Origin of the sequence: Rhizobium sp. AAP116, assembly GCF_001295785.1 — a bacterium.
GTDB lineage: Bacteria > Pseudomonadota > Alphaproteobacteria > Rhizobiales > Rhizobiaceae > Allorhizobium.
Map to the genome: position 1 here is coordinate 189,579 of NZ_LJIB01000007.1, position 25,650 is coordinate 215,228.

Here is a 25,650-nt window from a genome sequence, read left to right on the forward strand (position 1 = left end):
CCCAACAGACTAGGAATGAGAAAAAGGCCGCAAACATGACGGAATCCAACGAAAACAAGCAGCTTCTCCATCTCGTTTTTGGCGGTGAATTGTCAAACCTTGAACAGGTGCAGTTCCGTGATCTGACCAAGCTCGATATCGTCGGCATTTTCCCGGACTATGCCAGCGCGCTTGTCGCCTGGAAGGCGAAGGCACAGGAGACGGTCGACAACGCCCATATGCGTTACTTCATCGTCCACATGCACCGGCTGCTCAATCCTTCAGAGAAGTAAGGACTGGTCGGCGGCCACCGGGCCGCCTCCGGATTCGACCTCCAATGGTCACGGTTTCAACTCAGTCTTCTTGCATCTCTCTTGTTGCGTAGCGACGCCTCCTGAACGGGAAGAACGGCATTGTCGATGAAGATGAGCAGGTTTGATCGATGGCACTGAGCGACGGTCTCGCATCCCTCGCTCTGACGTCCTATGGCTGGCTGGGTCTCGCCGCCTACCCGCTGTCACGCCCCCTGCTTGCCTATCGTGCCGCCAAGGGCAAGGAAGACCGCGCCCGCCGCAGCGAACGCTTCGGCCACGCCAGCCTTGCCCGACCCGCCGGTCCCCTCGTCTGGATCCATGCGGCAAGTGTCGGCGAAACCACCGCCGTCGTCGCCCTGATGCGGGAACTGCGCCGCCGCGACATCCATGTGCTGCTGACGACGGGGACCGTCACCTCCGCCGAAGTCGCCAGGAACCGCCTCGGCGACATGGTGCTGCATCAGTATGTACCGCTCGACCTTCTCCCCTGCATCCGTCGTTTCCTCGACTACTGGCAGCCGGATGTCGCGATCGGTGTCGAATCCGAGATCTGGCCGACAACGCTTGCCGAACTGCATCGGCGGCATATCCCGCAGATCCTGGTCAATGCCCGCATGTCCGATCGGTCCTTCGATCGCTGGAAGCGCCATCCCTCGATCGCCGAAACTCTGTTTGGCAAACTGGCGCTGGTGATTGCCCAGTCCGACCTCGATGCGGAACGCTTCCGTGATCTGGCCGCCTGGCCGGTCAGCGTGTCGGGCAATATCAAGGTCGACAGCGACGCGCCGCCATGCGATGAGCAGGTGCTGCAGCGCTATCGTCAGCAGATCGGCGACCGCAAGACCTGGGCGGCGATCTCGACCTTCGAGGGCGAAGAGAAGATCGCCTCCATGGTCCACCGGGCACTCAAGGCCCATACCGGCATGCTGACCGTTCTGGTGCCGCGCCATCCCGATCGCTGCGATGAGATCGAGGCCATGCTGGTCGAAAAGGGTCTGGTGGTCGCGCGCCGCACGCGCGGCGATGTCATCACGCCCGAGACCGATGTGTTCCTCGGCGACACCATCGGCGAGATGGGGCTTTATCTGCGCCTGACGGAGGTCGCATTCGTCGGCCGTTCGCTTTCGGCCGAAGGTGGTCAGAACCCGCTGGAGCCGGCCATGCTCGGCTGCGCCGTGCTGTCGGGCCCGCAGGTCAGCAATTTCCGCGAAAGCTACCAGCGCCTCGTGCGCAAGGGCTCGGCCCGCATTGTCCGTGATGCCGAAATGCTGGCAAAGGCCGTCCATTTCCTGCTCAACAATGAAGTCGCCCGCGCGAAGATGATCGACGCCGGCCTCGAGAGCATGCAGGAAATGCGCGGTGCGCTGACGACGACCCTCAAGGGGCTCGAGCCCTATATCAGCCCTCTCTCCGTCAAGGCCAAGCTCGAGCCGCGCGCTGCGGGCCAGAGCTGACACTCACCTCAGGACCTCTTTCATGAACGACAAACCCCGGATTGCCGGCATCCTGTTCGACAAGGACGGGACGCTGCTCGATTTTGACGCGAGCTGGGGACCGGTCAACCGGGAAGTGGCCCTGATGGCGGCGGATGGTGATCAAGCACTTGCCGATGCGTTGCTTCTGGCTTGCGGCATGGATCCGGTGTCCGGCGACATCGTACCGGACAGCCTGTTTGCGGCCGGCAATACGGTCGAGATCGCCGAAGGCATGATTGCGGCGGGTTCGCCGATTGCGCTCGACGTTCTGGTGCCGAAGATCGACGCGTGCTTCGCCAAGGCCGCAGAGTTCTCCGTGCCAGTGACCGAGCTTCAACCGCTTTTCGCCCGTCTGCATGGCAAGGGCCTTCGCCTGGGAATTGCCTCCAGCGACAACGAACGCTCGATCCGGGTTGCTGCCGAACGGTTCGGCATCATGCCCTTCGTCGACTACATCGCCGGTTATGACAGCGGCCACGGCAAGAAGCCGGAGGCCGGCATGGTGCTCGGCTTTTGCGCGGCAACGGGTCTTGCCCCGTCGGAAGTCGCCGTCGTCGGCGACAACAATCACGATCTGCACATGGGGCTGAATGCCGGTGCCGGCTTGAAGATCGGTGTCCTCTCAGGAACCGGCTCGCGAGAAACGCTGACCCTTCACTCTGACATGATCTTGGGCGATATCTCGGGGCTCGAAGCGCTTTTTGCCTGAGACACGCCGTGCCATTTCGGCACGCTCGCGCTTGACCATCAAGCGTTGCAATGGTTCTTGTTCCGCCGGTAAGGAGGCGTCCGCGGGGCGCTGAGGTCACGACAGGGACAAGAATGGTATCCGAGGCACCGCCCTTCTGGTGGACAAAGACCGGCTGGCAGGCAATCTGCCTCTATCCGCTCTCCTTCGCCTATGGCCGCATTTCCGGTGCCGTCATGCGCCATCGCCGCCGGCATGTCTTATCCGTCCCCGTTATCTGCGTGGGCAACTTTACCGTCGGCGGCGCCGGCAAGACGCCGACCGCGATCGCGATCGCCAGGGCCGCGAAGGCGCGTGGACTGAAGCCCGGTTTTCTCAGCCGTGGTTACGGTGGCTCTCTCGATGTAACGACGGTCGTCGACCCGCATCATCATCGTTCGACGGCCGTTGGTGACGAGCCCTTGCTGCTCGCCCGCGAGGCGCTGACGGTCATCTCCCGCCGGCGGGTTGCCGGGGCCGAGAAGCTGGTAGCCGAGGGTGCCGATATCATCATCATGGATGACGGCTTCCAGAGTGCGCGCCTCATGGTCGACTACGCCCTGATTGTCATCGACAGCCAGCGTGGCATCGGCAATGGCTGGGTCGTCCCGTCGGGCCCTGTGCGGGCCCCGATCGGCATCCAGATGCGCCACCTTGATGCGATCCTGAAGGTCGGCAAGGGCGATGCCGCCGACCAGTTCGTCCGCAAGGCATCCCGCAGCGGCAAGCCGGTCCTGGTCGCCAATGTCGTGCCGAGCACCGGCCGCGAACTCGTCGGTTTATCCGTGCTTGCCTATGCCGGCATCGCCGACCCCAACAAGTTCTATCGGACCTTGGGCGAGCTCGGCGCCGTCATCGCCGATCGTCAGGATTTCCCCGATCACCATCACCTCGCCGAGGACGAGATATCGGATCTTATCGCTCGCGCCGAAAGACAGGGCCTGCAACTCGTCACAACGGCCAAGGACAGCGTCCGCCTGTCAGGCGGTCATGGACGTTCGGAGGAGCTTCGGGAAAAATCGAGGGTCGTCGATGTCGACATGCTCTTCGACGACCCGAAGGCGCCGGACCTGATCATCGACCGGGCAATCGAAGCCTGCAGACGCAGGCGTCTCGGCAAGAAGGCCTGAGGCTCAGCGCCGCTGGTTGGGCAGCGCGCCCGCGCGCTTCTCGGCTTCGAGTGATGCCGCTGCATCCGCGTAAGGCTCCTGCCGGACGACGCTCCAGTAGCGTAGTTCATCGACCAGCACGGGCCGTCCGGTGATCGCGCAGGTGACGAAGGTCCCCGGTGTCAGGATCTGGAAATCGGCATCGAGATAGCGGATCTTGGCCTCGCGGTTTCCGCCGCCTTCGAAACGGTTCATCACTCTTCTCCTGCGCCGCGTGTCACGGATCTGCAATACAGCGCCCTCCGGGCGATTGAAAGATGGCTCGCCGCAAAACCCACCATCTGCGGCGGCTCAGCTACGTCCGAACAGCCGTTCGATATCAGAGAGCTTGAGTTCCACATAGGTGGGTCGTCCATGATTGCACTGGCCGGAGCCCGGCGTCTGCTCCATCTGGCGCAGAAGCGCGTTCATTTCCTCGACCCGAAGCCGCCGGCCTGATCGCACCGAACCATGGCAGGCCATGGTCGCCGCGACATGTTCGAGCTTGGCCGACAGCCGGTCGGCCGTATCCCATTCGGCGATTTCGTCGGCGAGATCGCGTACCAGCTGTGTCGCGTCCATTTCGCCGAGCATCGCCGGTGTCTCACGCACCGCGATTGCGCCCGGGCCGAAGCGTTCGATGGCAAGCCCCAGCTTTTCCAGGCTTTCCGCATGGGTCATCAGCCGGTCGCAGTCTTCTTCCGGCAGGTCGACGATCTCAGGGATGAGCAGACCCTGCGAGGGGAGTCGTCGGCCCGTCAACGCCTTGCGCATCTGCTCGAAGACCAGGCGTTCATGAGCGGCATGCTGGTCGACGATGACCAGCCCGTCCTCCGTCTGAGCGACGATATAGTTGGCATGCACCTGTGCCCGCGCTGCACCCAGCGGATAGTTCGAGATTGCCTCGACAGAAGCGCTTGCGGGGGCAGGGGCGGTCACGACCGGTTCGCTGCGGGCGGTCGGCACGGACAGGCTGTCGAATGCTGCCTGCGCCGCCTCGCCAAAACCGCGCGCAGCCGGTGCGGCCGCAGCCGCAAGCCCGCTGCCATAGCTTGGCGCACCGCCATAAAGAGGCCGAGACGGGGAACTGGCTGGAGACCACGCCTGTGCCGGCTGCGGCGAGAACCCGGGCCGGAAGGCGCGCAGCATGCCGCCGGCACCCGTTGTTGCCGCCCGGTCGCCTTCGCGCTGCAGGGATTGCCGGATGGCCCCGACGATCAGGCCGCGCACCAGGGCCGGGTCACGGAAACGCACATCCGACTTCGCCGGATGCACGTTGACGTCGACCAGCGCCGGGTCCAGCGTCAATGAGAGCACCGCCACCGGATAACGTCCCTGCGGGATCGTCTCGGCATAGGCGCCGCGAATGGCCGACAGGATCTGCTTGTCCTGCACGGGGCGGCCGTTGACGAATGCATATTGATGGGCGGAGTTGCCCCGATTGAAGGTCGGCACGCCGGCAAAGCCTGTGAGCAGCACATCCTCCCGCTCGGCATCGAGCTCGATCGCATTGTCCTTGAAATCGGCACCCAGTATCTGGGCGATGCGCGCCAGATGATCGTCGCCGGTGCCGGGAAATTCGAGCGTTGATCGGTCCGTTCCCGAGAGCACGAAGCGGATCGCCGGAAAGGCAATCGCCATGCGCTTGACGATCTCGGTGATCGCGCCGGCTTCCGCCTTTTCCGTCTTCATGAATTTCAGCCGCGCCGGTGTCGCGAAGAACAGATCACGCACCTCGACCGTCGTGCCGGGATTGGCGGCTGCCGGGCGCACGTCCCCCACCTTGCCGCCGACCACGGCGATCTCGGCGCCGCTGTCGGCGCCGGCGGGACGGCTGGTGATCGTCAGCTTGGCGACCGAGCCGATCGAGGGCAGGGCCTCGCCCCGGAAGCCGAGCGAGCGGATGTCGAACAAGGTTTCGTTGAGCTTCGACGTGCAGTGCCGCCGGATCGCAAGCGCAAGATCCTCAGGCCCCATGCCGCAGCCATTGTCGATGACGCGCAGCAGCGTCTTGCCGCCGCCAGCCGTTGCCACCTCGATCCGGGTGGCGCCTGCGTCAATCGCATTCTCGATCAATTCCTTCGCCGCACTGGCCGGTCTTTCGATGACCTCGCCGGCGGCGATCTGGTTGATGAGCGTTTCGGAGAGCTGCTTGATGATCATGAACCCATTTTCGCGGATTCTTGGCTGCGACGAAAGACGAAATCGTAAGTGCGTGCGGACGATGTCCATCATTAAGCGGGCCTTAACGGAATGTCTCTAATCTGAACAATGACTTGCAATGTCTCTGAGCGCAGGTCCGCTGGCAGCGGAATGAGGACACAGCCGCGGTGTCTCTCGTGTGGGTTCCCGCCAGAAGCATGGTTCGGCATGTCTCCGTTATGGCATCAGCCCCACAAAAGTCTCGTTGCGTTCAGCAACGAGGTTCCAAGAGGCAGCAGTGTGAGCGAGTTTCCACCGGCCCCCGACCAGGACAAGAGACGGCAGGGGCACGACAATCCGTCGGCTGAAGCTGCGCTCGATGCTGCCCTGTTGGATGCGGTGTCCGAGGCCTTCTCCTCCGCCTTCATTGTCTATGATCGCAACGATCATCTGATCTTTGCCAGCCGCAGCGCCCGTCAGTTCCTGCCGCTTCCGGCCTCCTTCTTCGAGCCCGGCACGCGCCTGAGAGACATTCTCGGCGCCGCCTATGACCTCGGCCTGCGCCAGGCGGCGAGCGGCCAGTCGGAGGCGATTCTCAGTCGCGAGGAATGGCTGACCCGCCAGATCGCCGCCCACTGGAAGGAACGCTACGAAATTCAGTCCTGCGACGACAGCAAGCGCTGGACCCGGTTCTCCAAGCGTCGTCTGCCCTCCGGTTTCGGCTTCTGCGTCATGAGCGACATCACCGAGCAGAAGCGTCGGGAAGAGCAGTGGCGCGCTGATATCGAGCGCGTCCAGCTCACCGAAGAAATCCTCGACAATCTTGCCCATCCTGTCTTCGTTCAGGACCGCAACCTTCAGCTGGTAGCGGTCAACAAGGTCTTCTGTTCGGCTATCTCCGTCGGCGCCGACAACGCGCTGGGCGGCACGATCGCGTCCTTGTTCGAGGCAGAGGTCGCCGCGCGCCTCGCAACGGTTTCTCGTCAAGTGCTTGAAACCGGTCTCACATCCTCGCTGACCCTGCCCATGCGTCTCTACGGAGATCTACCGCGGCCGATCCTCCTGCATGTCCAGCGGGTCGGGACGCCCGGCCGCTACCTGATTGTCTCGAGCCTTGGCGAAGTCGGCAGTGGCGCTGACCTGCAGTCATACCCGGCCGAAATGCCTGAGACGCGCGAATATGAGGATGGTGGATACGCCGCGCTTGACGGACGGTTGAACGGGCGCAAGGCATTGCTCATCACCGGCGATCGCGAATTTGAGGCGCGCGCGCTGGAGATCCTGCAACTCCTCGGCCTCGACAGTTGCTGTGTGCGCAATGATGAAGAACTCGATGCCTTTCTGTCCGTGGCCCGCTCGGTGGGTGTGGTCATCGACCTTGCCATCGTCGATGTCGACCTCGACATGCAGTGCCTGGAGCTGCTTCAGGCCGTCGATATCGATTATCTGACGCTGGCGGAAAACGAAATCGCCACGGATCTGGCCTTTACCGTCCTCGATCGCATGACCGCCTTGCAGGCGCGACCATCTCCAGCGGACGACTGGGAAATCACCACTGAGGACGGTCCCGCACCACCGGAGTTCCCCTCGGCAATCCCGCCGCAGACGATGGCTACGCCAGCTCCGGTGAAGGTCTCACCACCACGCCAGCCCTCTCTAGTGCTCGTGGCCGAAGACAACGAGATCAACCAGATCGTCTTTTCGCAGATCCTCGAAGGTCTGGGCTATGCCTATCGCATCTGCGCCGACGGCGAAGCGGCGGTAAACCTCTGCTCTGAACTGAAGCCGGCCATCGTGCTCATGGATGTGACGCTGCCGGGTCTGAACGGCTTCGAGGCGGCCCGCCGCATCCGCCAGTCCCCGGGGGACACATCGCTTCCGACGCCGATCATCGGTGTTCTCGCCCAGGCCTTCGACAGGGACCGCGAAGCCTGCTTCGCATCGGGCATGAACGAGGTCATCCTGAAGCCGCTAAGCCCTGATGTCGTCGATCAGGCCATTCGCCGCCTCGTTCCCGATATCGCAAGACTGGCGTCCACAGCCTGACCCGATACCCGATTTTTGGGGTGCCTGCGGCCGCCGCTTTACATGCATCGATATGATAATTTTAATGTTTTGGACCCATTCTGGGACGTGTGAAAGAACCGTACCAGGAAGCATGAATGGGTGCCGCCGGAATCGTCTCTGACCCCATGGGCCAGAGCGACCACAAGACGACAGGCTACAGCGACCGCTTGACCGGCCTTGGCAATCGCCATCGGCTGGGCGACAAGGTGCGCCAGCTTGCAGCCGACCGCGCGTCCGACCCTGCCCCTTTCACCGTCGGCATCGTCAATCTCGACGGCTTCAAACCGATCAACGACCTCTTCGGCCAGGCTGCCGGCGACGAGATCCTCTGTCAGGTCGCTCATCGCCTGAAGGCCTGCGTGCCCGACGGTGCGACGGTAACCCGTCACGATGGCGATGAGTTTGCCATCGTCCTGCCGCTGGTCTTCGAGCGCATTGGTGCGGAGCGCGCCGGCCAGTTGATCAAGGATGTGCTGTCCGCGCCTTACGATCTCGGTGACCGCAATGTGCGCCTCTCCGCCTCCCTCGGATTTGCCGTCTATCCTTTTGCAGGCGAGGATTTCGAAGAGCTGATGAAGAGTGCCGAGACGGCGCTTTACCGCTCCAAGCGTCGTGGCCGTGGCCAGATCACCGTCTATTCCCGCGAGATCGCTCAGGAGATGAAACAGGCGACGCAGCTCGAACAGGCGCTGCGCAATGCCATCATCAACGATACGGTGGACGTCCACTTCCAGCCGATCGTGCGGCTGCGCGACAACCGCATCGTCGGCTTCGAGGCGCTGGCCCGCTGGATCGATCCCGATCTCGGCTTCGTCTCGCCTGCCGTCTTCGTGCCGCTCGCCGAAGAGCGCGGTTTCATCGACACGCTGTCCGAGACGCTTTTGCGCAAGGCAGCCGAAGCGACGCTCGCCTGGCCGCGTGATCTCTTCCTGTCCTTCAATCTCTCCTCGGTCCAGCTGATGGACCTTAGGACCTCGTTCAATACGCTCTCGATCCTGAACAGCGTCGGCTTTGACCCGCGCCGCCTTGAGATGGAAATCACCGAGACGGCGGTGATGTCCTCGGCCGATACGGCACGGCGCATCATCAAGGAATTGAAGGACGCCGGCATACGCATTTCGCTCGACGATTTCGGCACGGGCCAGTCGAGCCTTGGCCGTCTGCGCGAATTCACCTTCGACAAGGTGAAGATCGACCGCGCCTTCGTCTCGGCCATCACCACGGACCGCACCTCCGAGCACATCATCAAGGCGATCGTCAGCATGTGCGAGGGCCTTGATCTCGAAGTGGTCGCCGAAGGCATCGAGACGGAAGCAGAAGCCCAGAAGCTCCGCGAACTCGGCTGTGGCATGGGGCAGGGCTATTATTTCGGCAAGCCGGTCGATGCTGCCGCCACCCTGCGCTACCTCGCCGAGAACCACCACGACTTCGCGCTCGTCGACCGCGCCTCCGCCTGATCCTCTGTTCCCTCAGGTCTGCTTCAGCAACCAGTCGCGCACCCGCGTGGCCGCCGCACTGAGGTCTCGTGACCTCGGCCAGACGACATGGAAGGCCTGGCCGGTCCGGAGCGCATGGCCACCCACTTCGACGAGTTGCCCTTGCTCGATCAGCCGCTCGACCAGATGCCGCCAGCCAAGCGAAATGCCCTGGCCGGCGAGTACCGCCTGGATGACCAGAACATAATCGTTGATCGCCAGCCGCCGCCCGGTCGGCCGATAGTCGATGCCGGCCGAGGCAAACCATTCCGGCCAGCTACAGGCCTGCCGCACCGGCTCTTCGAGCCAGATCAGCCGGTGCCGGGCGATGGCTTCGGGACTGTCCGGCAAGCCGTTCGCCTCGACGAAGGCGGGGCTCGCCACGGCGGTGACAATCTCCGGCGCAAGCTCAGCTGAATGATAATGCGGCCAGTCCTGCGGATTACCACCGCGCACCCCGAGCGGGATATCCTCCTCGTCGAGGTCGAGATCCCGCACGCTGGTCTGGATTCTGAGATCGATATCGGGCAGGTCGTCCCTGAGGGCGGAAAGACGCGGCAGCATCCACATCGAAGCAAAGGCAGTCGAGGCGGCAAGCGTCACATTCACCTCACGGCCCTTCATCCGGATTTCCTCCGCCGCCCGGCCAATCCGTGAGAGCCCGGCTGAGACATCGGCATGAAACCGCTCGCCGACCTCCGTCAGGCGGGCTGCCCGATGCTGCCGCTCGAAGAGCTGTGTGCCGAGCTGCTGTTCAAGCCCACGGATGGCATAGGAGACCGCCACCTGCGACATGCCGAGTTCTTCCGCCGCCCGGGTGAAGTTCTCGTGTCGCCCGGCCGCTTCGAAAATCACAAGGGCATTAGCAGAGGGGATGAGGCTGCGAAATGGTGTCATAAGCCGAGCTTATTGCATCTCCAGCAATTTTCCAGCGTCACAGCCAATTTGCCTTGAACTACCCTGCGACAAAACGAGGGGAAGCGTCATGGACCAGGCACTTGCGGAAAACACGGGCACGCGCAGGCAGCGATCGGCTCGACGAGGGGGAGCCTTGGTCTCGCCTCTGGTGGTTCCGTACATCCGACGCAACATCCCGACCTACGACATCCTGTCGGAAGAAAACCTCGAGCGGATCGAAGCGGTGGCCGATCGCATCCTCGCCGAGATCGGCATCGAGTTCCGTGACGATCCGGCAGCGCTTGAACTCTGGCGCAAGTCGGGCGCCGAGATGGATGGGCTACGGGTGCGGTTCCCGAAGGGCATGCTGCGCGAAATCCTGAGCTCGGCGCCTGCAACCTTCACCCAGCATGCCCGCAACCCCGCAAACAACGTCGAGATCGGCGGCAATGCCGTCGTCTTCTCGCCGGCCTATGGCTCGCCCTTCGTCATGGACCTCGACAAGGGTCGCCGCTACGGGACGATCGAGGACTTCCGCAATCTGATCAAGCTTGCCCAGTCCTCGCCCTGGCTGCACCATTCCGGCGGCACGATCTGCGAACCGGTCGATGTACCCGTCAACAAGCGCCACCTCGACATGGTCTACAGCCACATCAAATACTCCGACCGCCCGTTCATGGGCTCGGTGACGGCAGAAGAGCGCGCCGAGGAATCGATCGAGATGGCGCGCATTCTGTTCGGAGCCGACTTTGTCGACCGGAACTGCATCATTCTCGGCAATGTCAACGTCAACTCGCCGCTCGTCTGGGACGGCACCATGACGCGGGCGCTGCGCGCCTATGCCCGCGCCAACCAGGCGGCCGTCATCGTGCCCTTCATCCTGGGCGGTGCCATGGGCCCGGTCACCAATGCTGGCGCCATTGCCCAGTCGCTGGCCGAAACCATGGCCGGCTGCGCGCTCACCCAGCTGGAACGCCGCGGTGCGCCCGTCATCTTCGGCAACTTCCTCTCCTCGATGTCCCTGCGCTCGGGTTCGCCGACCTTCGGCACGCCGGAACCTGCGATCGGCTCCATGGTCATCGGCCAGCTCGCCCGGCGACTGAAACTGCCGCTGCGCTGTGCTGGAAACTTCTCCAATTCCAAGCTGCCCGATGCCCAGGCCATGCAGGAGGGCGTCATGTCGATGATGTCGGCAGTGCATTGTGGCGCCAATTTCATCCTGCATTCGGCCGGTTTCGTCGATGGACTGCTCGCCATGTCCTACGAGAAGTTCGTCATGGACACAGATTTCTGCGGCGCCCTGCATTCCTATCTCGCCGGCGTCGTGGTGGATGACAACACGCTCGCCATGGATGCCTTCGAAGAGGTTGGTCCCGGCAGCCATTTCTTGGGCTCCGCCCACACTATGAGCAACTACCAGACCGCCTTCTGGGATTCAGGCCTTTCCGACAACGAGCCTTTCGAGAAGTGGTCAGAAGCCGGTTCAACCGACATGGCGACGCGTGCCAATGCCCGCTGGAAGAAGACGCTCGCCGAATACGAAGCGCCGCCTTTGGATGTCGCCATCGACGAGGCGCTTCTAGACTATGTCGAGAGAACGAAGCGCGCCAAGCCGGACGCCTGGTATTGAACGGACGAGATGCCGATGCTGCACCCCCCTCTGTCACTGCGTGACATCTCCCCCACAAGGGGGGAGAGCGGAGCGCCGCGTTTGCCGATCCCTGTCCAACGCCAGAGGGGGGTGTGCCCCCTATGCGATGGCCCTGCCCTTGAGGGGGAGATGCCCGGCAGGGCAGAGGGGGGTATCCACAATGCTTGACCGTCCCAAGGACCCACTCCTTCAGCCCTTCCAGCTGAAGCACCTGACGCTGAAGAACCGCATCATGTCGACGGCGCATGAGCCGGCCTATTCGGAAGCGGGCATGCCGACCGAGCGCTACCGGCTCTATCATGTCGAAAAGGCCAGGGGCGGCATCGCGCTCACCATGACGGCGGGCTCGGCCAGTGTCAGCCGCGACAGCCCTCCGGCCTTTGGCAACCTCTTGGCCTGGAAAGACGAGATCGTCCCGCATCTGAAGCGCCTGACCGACGACTGTCACGAGCATGGCTGCGCCGTGATGATCCAGCTCACCCATCTCGGCCGCCGCACCAACTGGAACAAGGGTGACTGGCTGCCGGTGCTTAGCCCCTCTCCGATCCGCGAGCCGGCCCACCGGCATTTCCCCAAGGAGATCGAGGACTGGGACATCGAGCGCATCGTTGCTGACTATGCGACGGCCGCCGCGCGCATGCAGGAAGCTGGCCTTGATGGCATCGAGTTCGAGGCCTACGGCCATCTGATGGACAGCTTCTGGTCGCCGGCCACCAACCGGCGCGAGGATGAATTCGGCGGCTCGCTCGACAACCGGATGCGCTTTTCGAACCTGGTGATATCAGCCGTCAGAAAGGCTGTCGGCCCTGAATTCATTGTCGGCATCCGCATGGTTGCCGATGAGGATTGGGACAAGGGCTTGAGCCGCGACGAGGGTGTCGAGATCGCCCGCCGTTTTGCCGCCGGCGGCAAGATCGACTTCCTCAATATCATCCGGGGACATATCGAGCACGACGCGGCACTCAACAACGTGATCCCGATCCAGGGCATGGCCGCCTCACCCCATCTCGATTTCGCCGGTGATATCAGGGCGACGACCAGATTCCCGGTTTTCCATGCCGCCCGCATCGCCGATGTCGCGACAGCCCGTCATGCGATTGCCGAGGGCAAGCTCGACATGGTCGGTATGACCCGCGCCCATATCGCCGATCCGCATATCGTGAGAAAGATCATCGAGGGCCGCGAGCACCAGATCCGCCCCTGCGTTGGCGCGACCTACTGTCTCGACCGCATCTATGAAGGCGGCGAGGCGCTCTGCATCCACAATGCGGCCACCAGCCGCGAGGCCCTGATCCCGCATGATCTGCTCAAGGCAGACAAACCTCGCAAGGCGGTCGTGGTTGGGGCAGGGCCGGCGGGCCTGGAAGCCGCGCGCGTGCTTGCCGAACGCGGACACCATGTCGAGGTGCTGGAGGCATCGAGCCGCGCCGGCGGTCAGGTGAACCTGCTCACCCGCAATCCGCGCCGCAAGGAAATGGTCGGCATCATCGACTGGCGTCTGGCGGAACTCGAACGCCTCGGCGTGACCATTTACTATGACACCTATGCCGGTGCCGACGACGTGCTCGCCTTCAATCCCGATCTGGTGGTCATCGCGACCGGCGGCATCGCCCAGTCGCCGGAACTGGAGACGGGCGATGATCTCGTCACCTCGAGCTGGGACATCCTCGCCGGCAGCGTGAAGCCCGAGGGGCCGGTTCTGCTCTACGACGACAATGGCGGGCATCCCGGCATGAGTGCCGCAGAGGTCATCGCCAATGCAGGCGTCGAACTCGAAGTGGTCTCGCCGGAACGCTTTTTCGCGCCGGAGATGGGCGGCATGAACCATGTGCCCTATGCCAAGACCTTTGCCGAAAAGAATGTCCGCGTCACGATCAACACCAAGCTGGTTGGCGTCCGCCGCGATGGTAATGCTCTGCTCGCGACACTCGGCTCCGACTTTTCAGATGTGAGGGTGGAGCGGCGCGTCGCGCAGGTGGTGGTGGAGCACGGCACCATGGCCAATGCGGATCTCTATCTCGAACTCAAGCCGCTTTCACGCAATCGCGGCGCTGTCGACTATGCCGCGCTGATCGCGAGACGCGGGCCGCTGCCGCTCAAGGATGAGGCCGCCAGCTTCGACCTTGTACGCATCGGGGATGCGGTCGAAAGCCGCAACATCCACGCTGCCGTCTACGATGCCCTGCGCTTTTGCAGCCTGCTTTAGCGCATAGCAAAAGGCGGCGCCGAAGCGCCGCCCCTTAGGACCTTAACACGTCCCACGTTCCGGGATTAGTTATCCGTCGACGAGGTGGTGGTGCCGTCGGTCGGAGCCATTGTGCCGGTGGTGCCAGCATCTGCAGCCTGGTCATCCAGAGTACGGAACTCCGGAGCGTTGCGCAGGCTGTCAGCCGTTTCCGTGGTCGTCAGGCGGACTTCTGCGTCAGCGACGGCCTCGGTGGTGGTGGTGGTCGTCGTCGTGGCAGCATCGCCCGTACCGGTCATTGCTGCATCATCCATTTCGCGGGTGATGGTGATCTTGTCGAACGGGATGGCGACATCCTTTTCGCCGATGCCGAGGAAGCCACCAACGCCGACGACTGCAGCAACAATGCCACCGTCTTTCTCTACGAGCAGGTCGTTGATGTCACCGATCGACTGGTTGTCGGCAGTATAGATCGCCTGGCCCATGAAATCGCTGACCGAGATCTGGCTTTCAGCCTGTTCCGTCAGGTAAGTGGCCGAGCCGGCGGCGTCAGCCGGAGCCTGGGCCGTGGTGCCCATCGAGCCCGACGTGCCATCCATCGAAGCATCCGGGGTGGCCGGAGCAGGCATCGTGGTGGTGCCGTCCGTAGCAGCCGGCGGCGTGGTCGTTGTGCCCGGAGTTGCGTCCTGAGCGACGGCAAACGGGGCCATGGCGGTGGAACCGAGCAGCATGGCTGCGGCGAGGGTCTTGAGAGACTTGTTCATGGTGGACCTACCTTTCCTCTGAGATGGTCTGCGACTGACACTGCCCTTGCTGAAGTGCTGGGCGGCGTCGGTTCGAGAGGAAAATGTCCGGCGGCCTGGATCGTTCCGCTGGCGAAGTCCTGAATATTTTGAGGGGGTTGCAGGAACAAAATGCAATGAAAGCAGTTTGCGGGGCCGCTTTTGGCCCCGCGTCGTCAATCCGTTTTACTCAGAGTTTGAACCGCGGTTCTGCCTTGCCCTTGACGCTCACGCCGAGATCGAAGGTCATGCCTGCAAGCCTGTCTTCGGCCCGTTCTGCGTCGCTCAGCCCCTCCCAGCAGGAGGTCACTGCGAGGCGATCGAGATTGACGCCATAGAATGCCGGGCAGGTCGGCCGGCGCATTGGGGCTGCGTAGCGGGCGATATGCCGACCGTCGGGCGCATAGCGATCCACTGCGCCGCCGTCCCAGTTGGCGTTCCAGATCGTGCCTTCGAGATCGACGACCGATCCGTCTATGACGCCCTGACGCTGAGACTGATCGATGAACACCGTCGGAGCGCCAGTGGGAAGGCCATTCGCTGCATCGAGTTCGACCCGCATCATGTGGTTGATCTTCGAATCGTTGAAGTAGCCGACGCTGCCATCCGGCGAGAAGCAGATGCCGTTCGGAATGCTGATGGCGTCAAAGAGCTTGGTCACGGTCGTTCCCGCGACATGGTAGATGGCGCCGGCGCCGGTTTCGGCAGTCCGGCTCATCGTCCCGATCCACAGGGCGCCGCTCGGATGCACGCGGCCGTCATTCGAGCGGTTCTGCGGCTTGTCCTCGATTTTTCCATAGGGCGAGAGGGTGCCGCTTGTAGCATCGCGCAGGAAGAGCCCCTGGTCGGAGGCGATCAGTTGCCGCTTCTCGTCGACGATAGCGAGCACGCTGCCGAGGAAGGGCAGGGCGTGTCTCTTCAGACGGCCGCCGGCAACATCGAGCTCGCACAGCGTCTTGCCGAGGATGTCGAACCAGAACAGCGCACCAGTCGTCGGGTCATAGGTCGGGCCCTCTCCCAGTTCCATGCGCTCTTCGGTTAGCGTCCTGCCGGTAAAGCTCTCTGTCGCGATCACGCTCTTCCTCCTTGTCGATTTCTTCTAAATCTGCCGTGCGACTAAGGTCGCAAACAGGGGTTTACGGTAAAATTTATGGGGTATCTGGACCCTCGGCGCTTTACAAGTCTATGCTTCGCCAACTCAGGGGAACAGATTCGGCTTTGATGTCGCCTTTGGGTGTTCCTTCAAGCATTCCGATCGCAAGTTCTGTGACACGGGAGCAGGCGAGATAAAGGACCGGCTGCAGCCAGGTTACCCACGCCTTCGATCCGCAGCCAATGGCAGGTATTGTAGCAGTTGACGTATACGTCTTGGACAATCTCCTCGATAATCACGACCGGTGACCCGGTATGGACGGGTGTGTGATGACGAACCAGGACATGGCAGCCGCGGAGCGTGTCGAGGGTCTGATCACGGACGTGAAGGGGTTCAAGACCCAGTTCGACGTCTTCCGCTTCATGAAGCGGGTGACGGAGCTCTACGGCGCCCGTGCCTTCATGGTGCTGAACATGCCGGGTGCTACGGCACAGGAACTCGGCAGCAGCTCGATCATCACCAACTGGCCTTCCGATCTCCTGACCGAGTTCGATCAAATTTCCCTGTTGTCGGGCAGCCCTGTGCTGGCCCATCTGCGTCGCTCATCGATCCCCTTGCGTTTCGACATCGATGACGTGGCGCAGCAGCGGGACAGCCGCTCCGGCGAAATCTCCAAGGCGCTCTTTACCCGCTTCCGCATGAACCGCGGGTCCTATTTCCCGGTCCATGATGCAACGGGTGCCCGAGGGGCTGTCTCCTTCATTGGCGACCGCGAACCCTTCAACACGCTCGAGATGATGGAACTCGCCTATATCGCGACGCATGTGTTCAACCGCCTCGCTGAAATCCGCGAGATGGACAGCCGCAACAGCGACATGCTGACCGAACGGGAGCTCGACTGCCTCAACTGGACGGCGGCCGGTAAGACCAGCGTCGAGATCGCGGAAATCCTGACCCTCTCCGAACATACGATCAACCACTACCTGAACCGTGCGACGAAGAAGCTGGATGCGGTCAACCGCACTCAGGCCGTCGCCAAGGCCCTCCGGCTCGGCTTGATCAAGTAAGGGTAAACGCTGGTGCATTTTTGTGCGCCCGGCATCATGCAAGCCTAGTTTCCCGGCACAATTTCGATGTGGTGACGCACGCGGCACGCTTCGCGGCCTGATTTCCTGCCTTTTCGAGACTGGCACGCTTTCTGCATTGTTAGTGTCAGTCCAGAGGGGACGTTGCACGACACCCGTCAAAGGGTGCAGCCTGACAAGCCGCCGCGGGGGGTGCTCTCCGCAGGCGGCTTGTCTGTTTCTGCCACAAAGGTCGCAGCCCCAGCCGTATTTGCTGTTGGCGAATGTCTCATGCTCCATTATCTGATTTCCCAGACGTAAGAGACGTAAGCGGAAAGAAGATTGAAATGGCCGAACTGTCGCGTGATCGGGTGATTGAGGCGCTGAAGGGGATCCGCGGACCGGATCTCGATGGCAACATTGTTGACCTCGGCATGGTCTCGGATGTCTTCATCTCCGACGGCAAGGTCTACTTCTCCATCAATGTGCCGGCCGAGCGTGCCCAGGAACTGGAACCGCTGCGCCAGGCGGCAGAGCGGACGGTGAAGGCCTTGCCCGGAGTGAACGGTGCGGTCGTCAGCCTGACCGCCGAGCGCAAGCAGGGCTCCACGCCGCCGCCACCACGCCCGCAGCCTGCAGCGCCCGCCCACAGCCACAGCCACGGCCACAGTCATGGCCCGGCGCAGAGCGGAACTCAGCGGACAAAGGCCGGCGTCCCCGGCATCGAAGCCATCATCGCGGTTGCTTCCGGCAAAGGTGGCGTCGGCAAGTCGACCACGGCGGTCAATCTGGCCCTGGCGATGAAGGCGAACGGCCTGCGGGTCGGCATTCTCGACGCCGATGTCTACGGCCCTTCCATGCCGCGCCTTCTCGGCATTACCGGACGCCCGCAGCAGATCGAGAACCGCATCATCGTGCCGATGGAAAATTACGGCATCAAGGTCATGTCGATGGGCTTCCTCGTCGATGAAGGGACCGCGATGATCTGGCGCGGCCCGATGGTCCAGTCGGCCCTCATGCAGATGCTGCGCGAAGTCGCCTGGGGCGATCTCGACGTGCTGGTCGTCGACATGCCGCCGGGCACCGGTGATGCGCAGCTGACCATGGCCCAGCAGGTGCCGCTGTCGGGGGCGGTCATCGTCTCCACCCCGCAGGACCTTGCCCTCATCGACGCGCGCAAGGGCCTGAACATGTTCAACAAGGTCGAAGTACCCGTGCTCGGCATCGTCGAGAATATGAGCTATTTCATCGCGCCCGACACCGGAAACCGCTACGATATCTTCGGCCATGGTGGCGCGAGAGCCGAGGCCGAGAAGATCGGCGTGCCCTTCCTCGGCGAAGTGCCGCTCACCATCTCGATCCGCGAGACCTCGGATGCGGGAACTCCGGTCGTAGTGAGCGAACCGGACGGGCCGCAGGCGAAGATCTACCGCGACATCGCGACCAAGGCCTGGGAACAGGTCAAGGCTCGATCGGGTCGCGCAGCGCCGGCGATCGTCTTCGAATAATCGCTGAGCAGCGGCCTCGACCAGCCATTGCGTTGCCCCGTCGAGGCGTGCGTCGGCTGCATTGCTGTGCTGCAACAATTGCTTTGGCATTCCATTCGGGACTATGATTGTCTCCGGAGCTTAACCGCGCGGCGTGCCATGAAGGTGACCAGTCCTTGATAAGGGCCTATCGACGAGACGGAAGTGCCGAAATCATCGGCATCGAGCCTCAAGCCAGCAATTTCCCCGATGACATCATCTGGATCGACTTGATCAAGCCGAGCCGCGACGAGGAACACTTCGTCGAGAGCCGGATCGGCATTCCGTTGCCGACCCGGGATGAGCTGAAGGACATCGAACCGTCCAGCCGGCTCTATGTCGAGCACGATGCGATCTACATGACGGCCTCGCTGCTCTACAGAGCCGATTCCAGCTATCCGCTGCTCACCGACGTCGCCTTCATTCTCCATCGCGGGCGCCTCATCACCATCCGCTATGCCGAGCCCAAGGCCTTCGAACTCTTCAGTGCGAGTCTCCTGCGCCTGAACGGACAGTGCGACACCGGCGCGAAACTTCTCGGCCATCTCTTGGAGACGATTGTCGACCGGACCGCCGAGATCCTGGAAACGCTGGCCGCACGCCTCGATGCGCTCTCGATCACGGTCTTTGTCAATCGCAAGGCCGCCAAGCGTCGTCCGCCGCGCTTCCTGGAAGACAAGCTGCTCGATATCGCCAGCCATCATCAGCTCGTGGGGAAGGTGCGTGACAGCCTCGTCTCCTTGTCTCGCCTGGTTCTTTTCCTCCAGTCGCAGCCGGCGGTGCGCCGGGAGGAAGAAGCCGCCGAACTCTGCGGCCTGGTTGTCCGCGACCTTCAATCGCTTGGCGAGCACGCGGCTTTTGTCGCCAACAACATCACCTTCATGCTCGATGCCTCGCTCGGCCTCATCAATGTCGAGCAGAATGCCATCATCAAGATCTTCTCGATCGCCTCGGTTGTCTTCCTGCCACCGACCCTTGTCGCGTCGATCTACGGCATGAATTTTCAGTTCATGCCGGAACTCGGATGGAACTTCGGATACCCCATGGCACTTTTTGCCATGCTGCTCTCCGCCATCATCCCCTTCTTGTTTTTCCGTTGGAAAGGCTGGCTCTAAAGAGCCTGGTATCCCATGCCACAACTCGATCACCAGCCCTCGGCTGGTCCGAAGGATGCACGCAGTCTTTTTCTTCTCGCGCTCGGTTCTGTCGGTGTCGTCTATGGCGACATCGGCACCAGCCCGCTTTATGCCTTCCGCGAGGCGCTGAAGCCGATTGGTGTCGACGGCATCACCCGCGTCGAAATCATTGGCCTCATCTCGCTGATGATCTGGTCGCTGACGATCATCGTGACGCTCAAATATGTCCTCTTCCTGCTGCGTGCCGACAATGACGGCGAAGGCGGCACCCTGTCGCTTCTGGCGCTGCTCTCGAAGTCGGCAAACGGTCACGGTCCGGTCCTGATGGTGCTGGGCCTGATCGGCGCGGCACTCTTCCTCGGCGATTCCATGATCACGCCGGCGCTCTCGGTCTTGTCGGCCGTCGAGGGATTGAAACTCGTCGCGCCGGACATGTCCGATTACATCGTGCCGATCTCGCTTGCGATCCTGATCGGCCTCTTCGCGGTCCAGTCACGAGGAACGGGGGCGGTGGCCCGCTTCTTCGGGCCGATCACGGTGCTCTGGTTCATCGTCATGGCAGCTGGCGGCATTATCCATATCTTCGACGACGTCGGCATCTTTGCCGCCTTCAATCCATGGTATGCGGCAAGCTTCCTGCTGCACGAAGGCTTCCTCGGCATTGTTGTCCTCGGCGCCGTGTTCCTCACCGTCACGGGTGCGGAAGCGCTCTATGCCGACCTTGGACATTTCGGCCGCAAGCCGATCCAGCTCGCCTGGTTCGCGCTCGTCTTTCCGGCACTCGTGCTGAATTATCTGGGGCAGGGGGCGCTGGTCCTCAGCGATCCCTCTACGGCCTCGGATCCATTCTTCCTGATGTTTCCATCCTGGGCGCTGCTGCCTATTGTCATCCTCGCGACCTGCGCCACCATCATTGCCAGCCAGGCGGTGATCACGGGTGCGTTTTCGCTGGTTCGCCAGGCGATCCACCTCGGCTTCCTGCCGCGCATGCAGATCCTGTTCACGTCCGAAACCCAGAGCGGCCAAATCTACCTGCCCTCGGTCAACACGCTTCTGCTCGTCGGCGTTCTCTCGCTGGTTCTTCTCTTTGAAAGCTCGGAAGCGCTGGCCACGGCCTACGGCATCTCGGTGACCGGCGCCATGGTGGTGACGACCATCATGGCTTTCGAATTCGTCCGCAAGAAATGGAACTGGAGCCTGGCGCTTGCTGCAGCAGTCCTGACCCCGCTCCTTCTGCTCGAACTGGTCTTCCTCGGCGCGAACCTTTTGAAGATCCATGATGGCGGCTACATACCGGTTCTTTTCGCCGCAGCCTTCACGGTGGTCATGTGGACCTGGCGTCGCGGCACGGCAATCCTCTTCCAGAAGACCCGCCGCGACGATGTCCCGCTCGAAGCCTTTGTCGCCATGATCGAGAAGAAGGGCGAGCACAGCCCGGCCTGCGTGCCCGGCACGGCAATCTTCCTGACCAGCGACCCGACCCGCGCGCCGGCCGCCTTGATGCACAATCTGAAGCACAACCACGTCATCCATGAGCGCAATATCATCCTGACCATCCGCACGCTGGGACGCCCTCGCATTGCCGAGGAGGATCGGTTCGAGGTCGAGGAATTGTCGGAACGCTTCTCGCGCGTCGAAATCCGCTTCGGCTTCATGGAAACCCAGAACGTCTCCAAGACGCTGGCCAGCCTGCGCCGCGGCGGGTTGAAGTTCGACATCATGTCGACCTCCTTCTATCTCGGCCGTCGCAAGCTGGTGGCAGGGCAGGGCATGGGCATGCCCCACTGGCAGGATCGGCTCTACATCGCGCTTGCGGAAGCCGCAGCAGACCCGTCCGACTATTTCCGCTTGCCGGCCAACCGGGTGATCGAACTCGGGTCACACGTCATCATCTGACCGGCCCAACGTTCCTCCGTGAGCTTCAGGACCGTCGGCACGCCCGGCGGTCCTGCCGCATTTGTCCGGATGCTCCCAAAGCTGTGATCGCGCATTAACCAAGCATCAAGGTTAACGAGAGATATTCCTCTAATGTAATCCTGTTTGGGTTCGAAGCATCGGGCCCGTGTCAGCGTGTGTTGGAGTGTGGCCTTGCGTCCCAAGTTTCGTCCTTCGAAGAAGGTCCTCTCCCGACTGGAGAACTGGACCTCTCCCCTGGTCTTCGGCCTCGCGTCCTGGCTGATTTTCCCCTCCGTTGCCGCCCAGGCCGATATGGCGGGCCTTCTGACCGGTCTCGACCGTGGTGCCAGCAACTGGCGCATGGTGATGACATCAACCCCGGCCGGCTCGATCCACGAAGCCAATCTTGCCTTCTCGGAAGGGGAGGCGTCCGAGGCGCTGTCCGGTGGCGCTGGCTTGATCCTGCCCGACGGCCGCCGCATCGCCTTCGACGGCGGCAAGGCCGCCCCTGATTCGTTGCCGGACGAAATGCGTGTCACCCGCGACCAGAAGAAGGGCCGGGTCATGGCCGTCGAGCCCATGCTGCCGCCGCGCGCCTTTTCGGCCGGATCTATCCTGCAGCGGACGAGCTCGCTGATGGAGCCCGAGCTTGGAGCACCATCCGTCTTTGCCCACGAGGAAGACAAGTCCAAGCCCGTCGAGCTCGCAAGCTTCTATTTCAAGCGCGAAAAGCCGGCCGCCGATCCCTCTCTGCCGCCTATGATTGCTGATCTTGTGACCAATTCCGTGCCTGACGTGCTGGCGACCGCCTATGCGCCGCCGGCCCCGGACTACGCGAGCGTTTCGCCCTTCGACAGCATCCTGACCGACCAGCAGGAAGACCAGGGCCGTTTCATCCCCGATATCGACCCGAAGGATCACGCCTGGGCCGCGACGCCGCTGCCGGCAGCCGTATTTTCCGACAAGGAACAGAAGTGCCTGGCGGAAGGCATCTACTTCGAAGCCCGGGGCGAATCGGTGAAGGGTCAAGCCGCGGTCGCCCAGGTCATCCTCAACCGCGTGCGCAATCCGCATTATCCCGATACGATTTGCGGCGTGGTCTATCAGAACGAAAACTGGCGCAACCGTTGCCAGTTCTCCTTCGCCTGCGATCGCATTCCCGACATCGTCACGTCGCCACGCCATTGGAAGATCGCCAAGGAAATTGCCATGGCTGTCACCGCCGGTAAGATCTGGTTCAAGGATGTCGGTTCCGCCACCCATTACCACGCGACCTATGTCAGCCCGGCCTGGGGCCCGACGATGAAGCGCGTAGAAAAGATCGGTAAGCATATCTTCTACCGCACCTATGGCGGCGGCTGGAGCTGATCCGATCAGCGCAGCCGGTAGAGCCAGTTCGACAGCAGCGGCACGATTAGGAAGGATGCCGCATAGGTGAGTGGCACCGTGACGAAGATGTAAAGCATCGGCGTCAGATTGCCCTCCGGGCCAAACGCGAATGCCGCCTGCACGCCGATCGTCCAGCCAAGGGCAAGGCTGGTTAGAATGCGGACAATGAAGCGTGTCATGGTTCCCCCGGGCAGGACTTCTCCCTGGAGCCTCCCATGTCTGTCCCCGTTCCGCAATCTTCCCAGCATGGCCCATGCGGGCCGACGATGACGCAAGTCACACGACTCCGTGAATGTGGCAGATTCTGGCCCATGCTTGCGACGGATTGACCGGATTTGTCGTCCGTCATCTGCGACGATTCTGCATCTTGGACTTAAGTCTATGATTTTTCGGGGTTAATTTGTGGTGAAACTTGGTGCTGTCACGCCTTGACTATGCAGGGGCTCAAAATTATGGTGCGGCCGACTTCAAAGCGGGCCAGAAGGGTTTCTATCTCGCCGTTTCTGCATTCAATTCGGGCGCATAAACGGCCCATGAGACAGGCGACGGTCGGAGAAAGCCATGACGGACCACCGGGAAGAAGATCTGGAAGAGCGCCGCAGACGGCTGACCACGGAACTCGCTGAGCGGGATGCCAAGGTCAAGGACGAGGAGCGAGCCGAGATCAATGCCGACCAGACCCGCAAGGGATATGGTATGGCAATGAAGATCTCGAGCGAATTCATCTCCGCCATCATTGTTGGTGCCATCCTGGGTTATCTTTTCGACTACTTTGTGGGCACGGGGCCATGGGGCATGATCGTCATGCTTCTCATCGGTTTCTGCGCCGGCGTGTTGAACGTCATGCGCGTCGTCGGGATCGTGGCATCGCCACATCCGGCGGATCGCAGACTGGACTTGGACGACAAGGGCAACGGTCGCTGACGCGCCGGCCCGGAAACGAGAATGACCGCTTCGGCGGCGAAAGCGAAAGAGCAGAACGTGGCAAACGATCCCACTTCCCAGTTCCTTGTGAAGCCGATTGTACCGATCGAAATCGGCGGGATTGATTTTTCGTTCACCAACGCCTCCCTGTTCATGGTGGCAACCGTGGCTGCCGCCTCGGGCTTCCTCTACTTCTCGACCGCCAATCGCGGTCTCATCCCGACGCGCATGCAGTCGGTCGCCGAAATGGCCTACGAGTTCATTGCCTCCATGCTGCGCGAAGGCGCGGGCTCCAAGGGCATGCACTTCTTCCCGATGGTCTTCTCGCTGTTCATGTTCGTCCTGACGGCGAACCTGCTCGGCATGTTCCCCTACTTCTTCACGATCACCAGCCAGATCATCGTCACCTTTGCCCTGGCGCTGTTCGTGATCCTGACGGTCCTGATCTACGGCTTCTACAAGCACGGTCTGCACTTCCTCTCGATCTTTGCGCCATCCGGCGTTCCGGGCGCGCTTCTGCCGCTCGTGTCGACGATTGAGGTCGTGTCCTTCCTGTCGCGCCCGATCAGCCTTTCGGTTCGTCTCTTCGCCAACATGCTGGCCGGTCACATCACGCTGAAGGTCTTCGCGGGCTTCGTCGTATCGATGAGCGCTGCCGGTGCCGTCGGCGTCGCAGGCTCCATCCTGCCCCTCATCATGACGGTCGCCATGACCGCTCTCGAATTTCTCGTTGCCTTCCTGCAGGCTTACGTCTTCGCGGTACTGACTTGCATGTACCTGAACGACGCCGTGCATGGTGGTCACTGAGAATAAAGTCGCTGGCCCCGGTTTCCCGGGTGTCAAAAACAGCCGCAACAACCCATTCGAAGGAGTATCCATATGGAAGCGGAAGCAGCAAAGTACATCGGCGCGGGTCTCGCATGCCTCGGCATGGCTGGTACGTCCCTCGCTCTCGGCCGTATCTTCGGTGACTACCTGACCGGCGCACTGCGCAACCCGTCTGCTGCTGACAGCCAGTTCGGCCGTCTGGTATTCGGCTTCGCCGTTACGGAAGCTCTGGGCATCTTCTCGCTGCTCATCGCTCTCCTTCTCCTGTTCGCCGTCTGATAACGGCTGGAGTTTGAGATCACGGCGCGCCGACAAGGCAGCCGTGATCTCGCGCATTTGAGCATACACCTGGAGGTGAGCATGTTTGTGACCCCCGCCTTTGCCCAGGAAACCCCGGCAGAAGGCCAGCTTCACACAGAGACCGGCGTGGCCCACGACGAGGCTCATGGCGGCGGCGTGTTCCCGCCGTTCGATTTTTCGACCTATCCGTCGCAGCTTCTGTGGCTGGTGATCACGTTCGGCGTGTTCTACATGCTCATGCAGAAGGTCATCGTCCCGCGCGTCGGCGGCATTCTTGAGAACCGCCACGACCGCATCGCCCAGGATCTCGACGAGGCTTCTCGTCTGAAGTCCGAAGCCGATGCTGCCATCGAAACCTACGAGCGCGAATTGACGGCTGCCAAGGCGAAAGCCGGCCAGATCGCTTCTGCCGCTCGTGATGCATCCAAGGCCAAGGCCGATGCGGAGCGTGCTGCGATCGAGACGGAACTGTCCGCCAAGATCGCCGCTGCCGAAAGCCGCATCGCCGACATCAAGGCGCGCGCTTTCGCCGAAGTCGACACGATCGCGATCGACACCGTCGGCGCAATCGTCGAAGAACTGATCGGCGCCAAGTCGACCGCGGCCGACATCAAGGCCGCCGTCTCCGGCGTCGCAAAGCAGGGGGCCTAAG

23 protein-coding genes are annotated in these 25,650 nt (G+C 62.2%); 17 read left to right on the forward strand and 6 right to left on the reverse strand.

Features of this window, described 5'->3' with window-relative positions:
- Nucleotides 1-35: 35 nt before the first annotated feature.
- The 4 genes from IP85_RS06290 to lpxK all read left to right on the forward strand — a co-directional run bounded on the left by IP85_RS06290 (nucleotide 36) and on the right by lpxK (nucleotide 3,625).
- Nucleotides 36-272, forward strand: a complete 237-nt coding sequence (locus tag IP85_RS06290) for a DUF4170 domain-containing protein (protein WP_006726614.1) — start codon at nucleotides 36-38, stop codon at nucleotides 270-272.
- Between the two features lie 155 nt (nucleotides 273-427).
- Complete coding sequence (gene waaA / locus IP85_RS06295) at nucleotides 428-1,747, forward strand: lipid IV(A) 3-deoxy-D-manno-octulosonic acid transferase (protein WP_054148977.1); 1,320 nt, start codon at nucleotides 428-430, stop codon at nucleotides 1,745-1,747.
- Between the two features lie 22 nt (nucleotides 1,748-1,769).
- Nucleotides 1,770-2,477 carry an HAD family hydrolase gene (locus IP85_RS06300; protein WP_054148820.1) on the forward strand — a complete coding sequence of 236 codons (708 nt, stop codon included), beginning with the start codon at nucleotides 1,770-1,772 and terminating at the stop codon, nucleotides 2,475-2,477.
- A 113-nt stretch (nucleotides 2,478-2,590) separates the two neighbouring features.
- Nucleotides 2,591-3,625: a tetraacyldisaccharide 4'-kinase gene (gene lpxK / locus IP85_RS06305; protein WP_054148821.1), complete on the forward strand. Its 1,035-nt coding sequence runs from the start codon at nucleotides 2,591-2,593 to the stop codon at nucleotides 3,623-3,625.
- 3 nt (nucleotides 3,626-3,628) lie between these two features.
- On the opposite strand, the gene IP85_RS06310 is transcribed toward lpxK, so the two are convergent.
- Entirely contained in the window at nucleotides 3,629-3,859 is a 231-nt protein-coding gene (locus IP85_RS06310; protein WP_054148822.1) for a DUF2093 domain-containing protein, read from the reverse strand.
- Nucleotides 3,860-3,955: 96 nt separating this feature from the next.
- A complete protein-coding gene (mutL, locus tag IP85_RS06315; RefSeq protein ID WP_054148823.1) occupies nucleotides 3,956-5,806 on the reverse strand; it encodes a DNA mismatch repair endonuclease MutL in 1,851 nt (616 codons plus the stop codon).
- Nucleotides 5,807-6,085: 279 nt separating this feature from the next.
- Here mutL and IP85_RS06320 point away from each other — a divergent pair, with 279 nt between their 5' ends.
- A complete protein-coding gene (locus IP85_RS06320; protein WP_054148824.1) occupies nucleotides 6,086-7,831 on the forward strand; it encodes a response regulator in 1,746 nt (581 codons plus the stop codon).
- Between the two features lie 116 nt (nucleotides 7,832-7,947).
- A complete protein-coding gene (locus IP85_RS06325; protein ID WP_054148825.1) occupies nucleotides 7,948-9,309 on the forward strand; it encodes an EAL domain-containing protein in 1,362 nt (453 codons plus the stop codon).
- A 12-nt stretch (nucleotides 9,310-9,321) separates the two neighbouring features.
- Here the strand turns inward: IP85_RS06325 and IP85_RS06330 are convergent, their stop codons facing one another.
- Entirely contained in the window at nucleotides 9,322-10,224 is a 903-nt protein-coding gene (locus IP85_RS06330) for a LysR substrate-binding domain-containing protein (protein ID WP_054148826.1), read from the reverse strand.
- An 88-nt stretch (nucleotides 10,225-10,312) separates the two neighbouring features.
- Between IP85_RS06330 and IP85_RS06335 the strand changes: the two genes are divergently transcribed.
- Together IP85_RS06335 and IP85_RS06340 are read left to right on the forward strand one after the other, a co-directional pair.
- Entirely contained in the window at nucleotides 10,313-11,854 is a 1,542-nt protein-coding gene (locus tag IP85_RS06335; protein ID WP_054148827.1) for a trimethylamine methyltransferase family protein, read from the forward strand.
- A gap of 181 nt (nucleotides 11,855-12,035) precedes the next feature.
- On the forward strand, nucleotides 12,036-14,081 hold the full coding sequence (locus IP85_RS06340; protein WP_054148828.1) for an NADH:flavin oxidoreductase: 2,046 nt from the start codon (nucleotides 12,036-12,038) through the stop codon (nucleotides 14,079-14,081).
- A 65-nt stretch (nucleotides 14,082-14,146) separates the two neighbouring features.
- Here the strand turns inward: IP85_RS06340 and IP85_RS06345 are convergent, their stop codons facing one another.
- Nucleotides 14,147-14,824: a PRC-barrel domain-containing protein gene (locus IP85_RS06345; protein ID WP_054148829.1), complete on the reverse strand. Its 678-nt coding sequence runs from the start codon at nucleotides 14,822-14,824 to the stop codon at nucleotides 14,147-14,149.
- 208 nt (nucleotides 14,825-15,032) lie between these two features.
- Nucleotides 15,033-15,869: an SMP-30/gluconolactonase/LRE family protein gene (locus IP85_RS06350; RefSeq protein ID WP_054148978.1), complete on the reverse strand. Its 837-nt coding sequence runs from the start codon at nucleotides 15,867-15,869 to the stop codon at nucleotides 15,033-15,035.
- A 395-nt stretch (nucleotides 15,870-16,264) separates the two neighbouring features.
- Between IP85_RS06350 and IP85_RS06355 the strand changes: the two genes are divergently transcribed.
- The 5 genes from IP85_RS06355 (at nucleotide 16,265) to IP85_RS06375 (ending at nucleotide 22,925) form a co-directional block, all read left to right on the forward strand.
- The gene (locus tag IP85_RS06355; protein ID WP_082347605.1) at nucleotides 16,265-17,002 is read left to right on the forward strand and encodes an autoinducer binding domain-containing protein; all 738 of its coding nucleotides are present in this window, start codon (nucleotides 16,265-16,267) and stop codon (nucleotides 17,000-17,002) included.
- Nucleotides 17,003-17,346: 344 nt separating this feature from the next.
- A complete protein-coding gene (gene apbC / locus IP85_RS06360; protein ID WP_054148830.1) occupies nucleotides 17,347-18,507 on the forward strand; it encodes an iron-sulfur cluster carrier protein ApbC in 1,161 nt (386 codons plus the stop codon).
- Between the two features lie 191 nt (nucleotides 18,508-18,698).
- The gene (locus tag IP85_RS06365; protein WP_280949602.1) at nucleotides 18,699-19,640 is read left to right on the forward strand and encodes a magnesium transporter CorA family protein; all 942 of its coding nucleotides are present in this window, start codon (nucleotides 18,699-18,701) and stop codon (nucleotides 19,638-19,640) included.
- A gap of 15 nt (nucleotides 19,641-19,655) precedes the next feature.
- On the forward strand, nucleotides 19,656-21,557 hold the full coding sequence (locus tag IP85_RS06370) for a potassium transporter Kup (protein ID WP_054148832.1): 1,902 nt from the start codon (nucleotides 19,656-19,658) through the stop codon (nucleotides 21,555-21,557).
- A 192-nt stretch (nucleotides 21,558-21,749) separates the two neighbouring features.
- Entirely contained in the window at nucleotides 21,750-22,925 is a 1,176-nt protein-coding gene (locus IP85_RS06375; protein WP_054148833.1) for a cell wall hydrolase, read from the forward strand.
- 5 nt (nucleotides 22,926-22,930) lie between these two features.
- On the opposite strand, the gene IP85_RS06380 is transcribed toward IP85_RS06375, so the two are convergent.
- Nucleotides 22,931-23,125, reverse strand: coding sequence for a hypothetical protein (locus tag IP85_RS06380; protein ID WP_054148834.1), 195 nt, complete (start codon nucleotides 23,123-23,125; stop codon nucleotides 22,931-22,933).
- Between the two features lie 382 nt (nucleotides 23,126-23,507).
- Between IP85_RS06380 and IP85_RS06385 the strand changes: the two genes are divergently transcribed.
- The 4 genes from IP85_RS06385 (at nucleotide 23,508) to IP85_RS06400 (ending at nucleotide 25,649) form a co-directional block, all read left to right on the forward strand.
- A complete protein-coding gene (locus IP85_RS06385) occupies nucleotides 23,508-23,870 on the forward strand; it encodes an AtpZ/AtpI family protein (RefSeq protein WP_054148835.1) in 363 nt (120 codons plus the stop codon).
- Nucleotides 23,871-23,927: 57 nt separating this feature from the next.
- Nucleotides 23,928-24,677 (forward strand): F0F1 ATP synthase subunit A, encoded by a 750-nt coding sequence (locus IP85_RS06390; RefSeq protein ID WP_054148980.1) that lies wholly within the window; start codon nucleotides 23,928-23,930, stop codon nucleotides 24,675-24,677.
- Between the two features lie 72 nt (nucleotides 24,678-24,749).
- Entirely contained in the window at nucleotides 24,750-24,977 is a 228-nt protein-coding gene (locus IP85_RS06395) for a F0F1 ATP synthase subunit C (protein ID WP_006726635.1), read from the forward strand.
- A gap of 81 nt (nucleotides 24,978-25,058) precedes the next feature.
- Complete coding sequence (locus IP85_RS06400) at nucleotides 25,059-25,649, forward strand: F0F1 ATP synthase subunit B (protein WP_054148836.1); 591 nt, start codon at nucleotides 25,059-25,061, stop codon at nucleotides 25,647-25,649.
- Nucleotide 25,650: the final 1 nt, after the last annotated feature.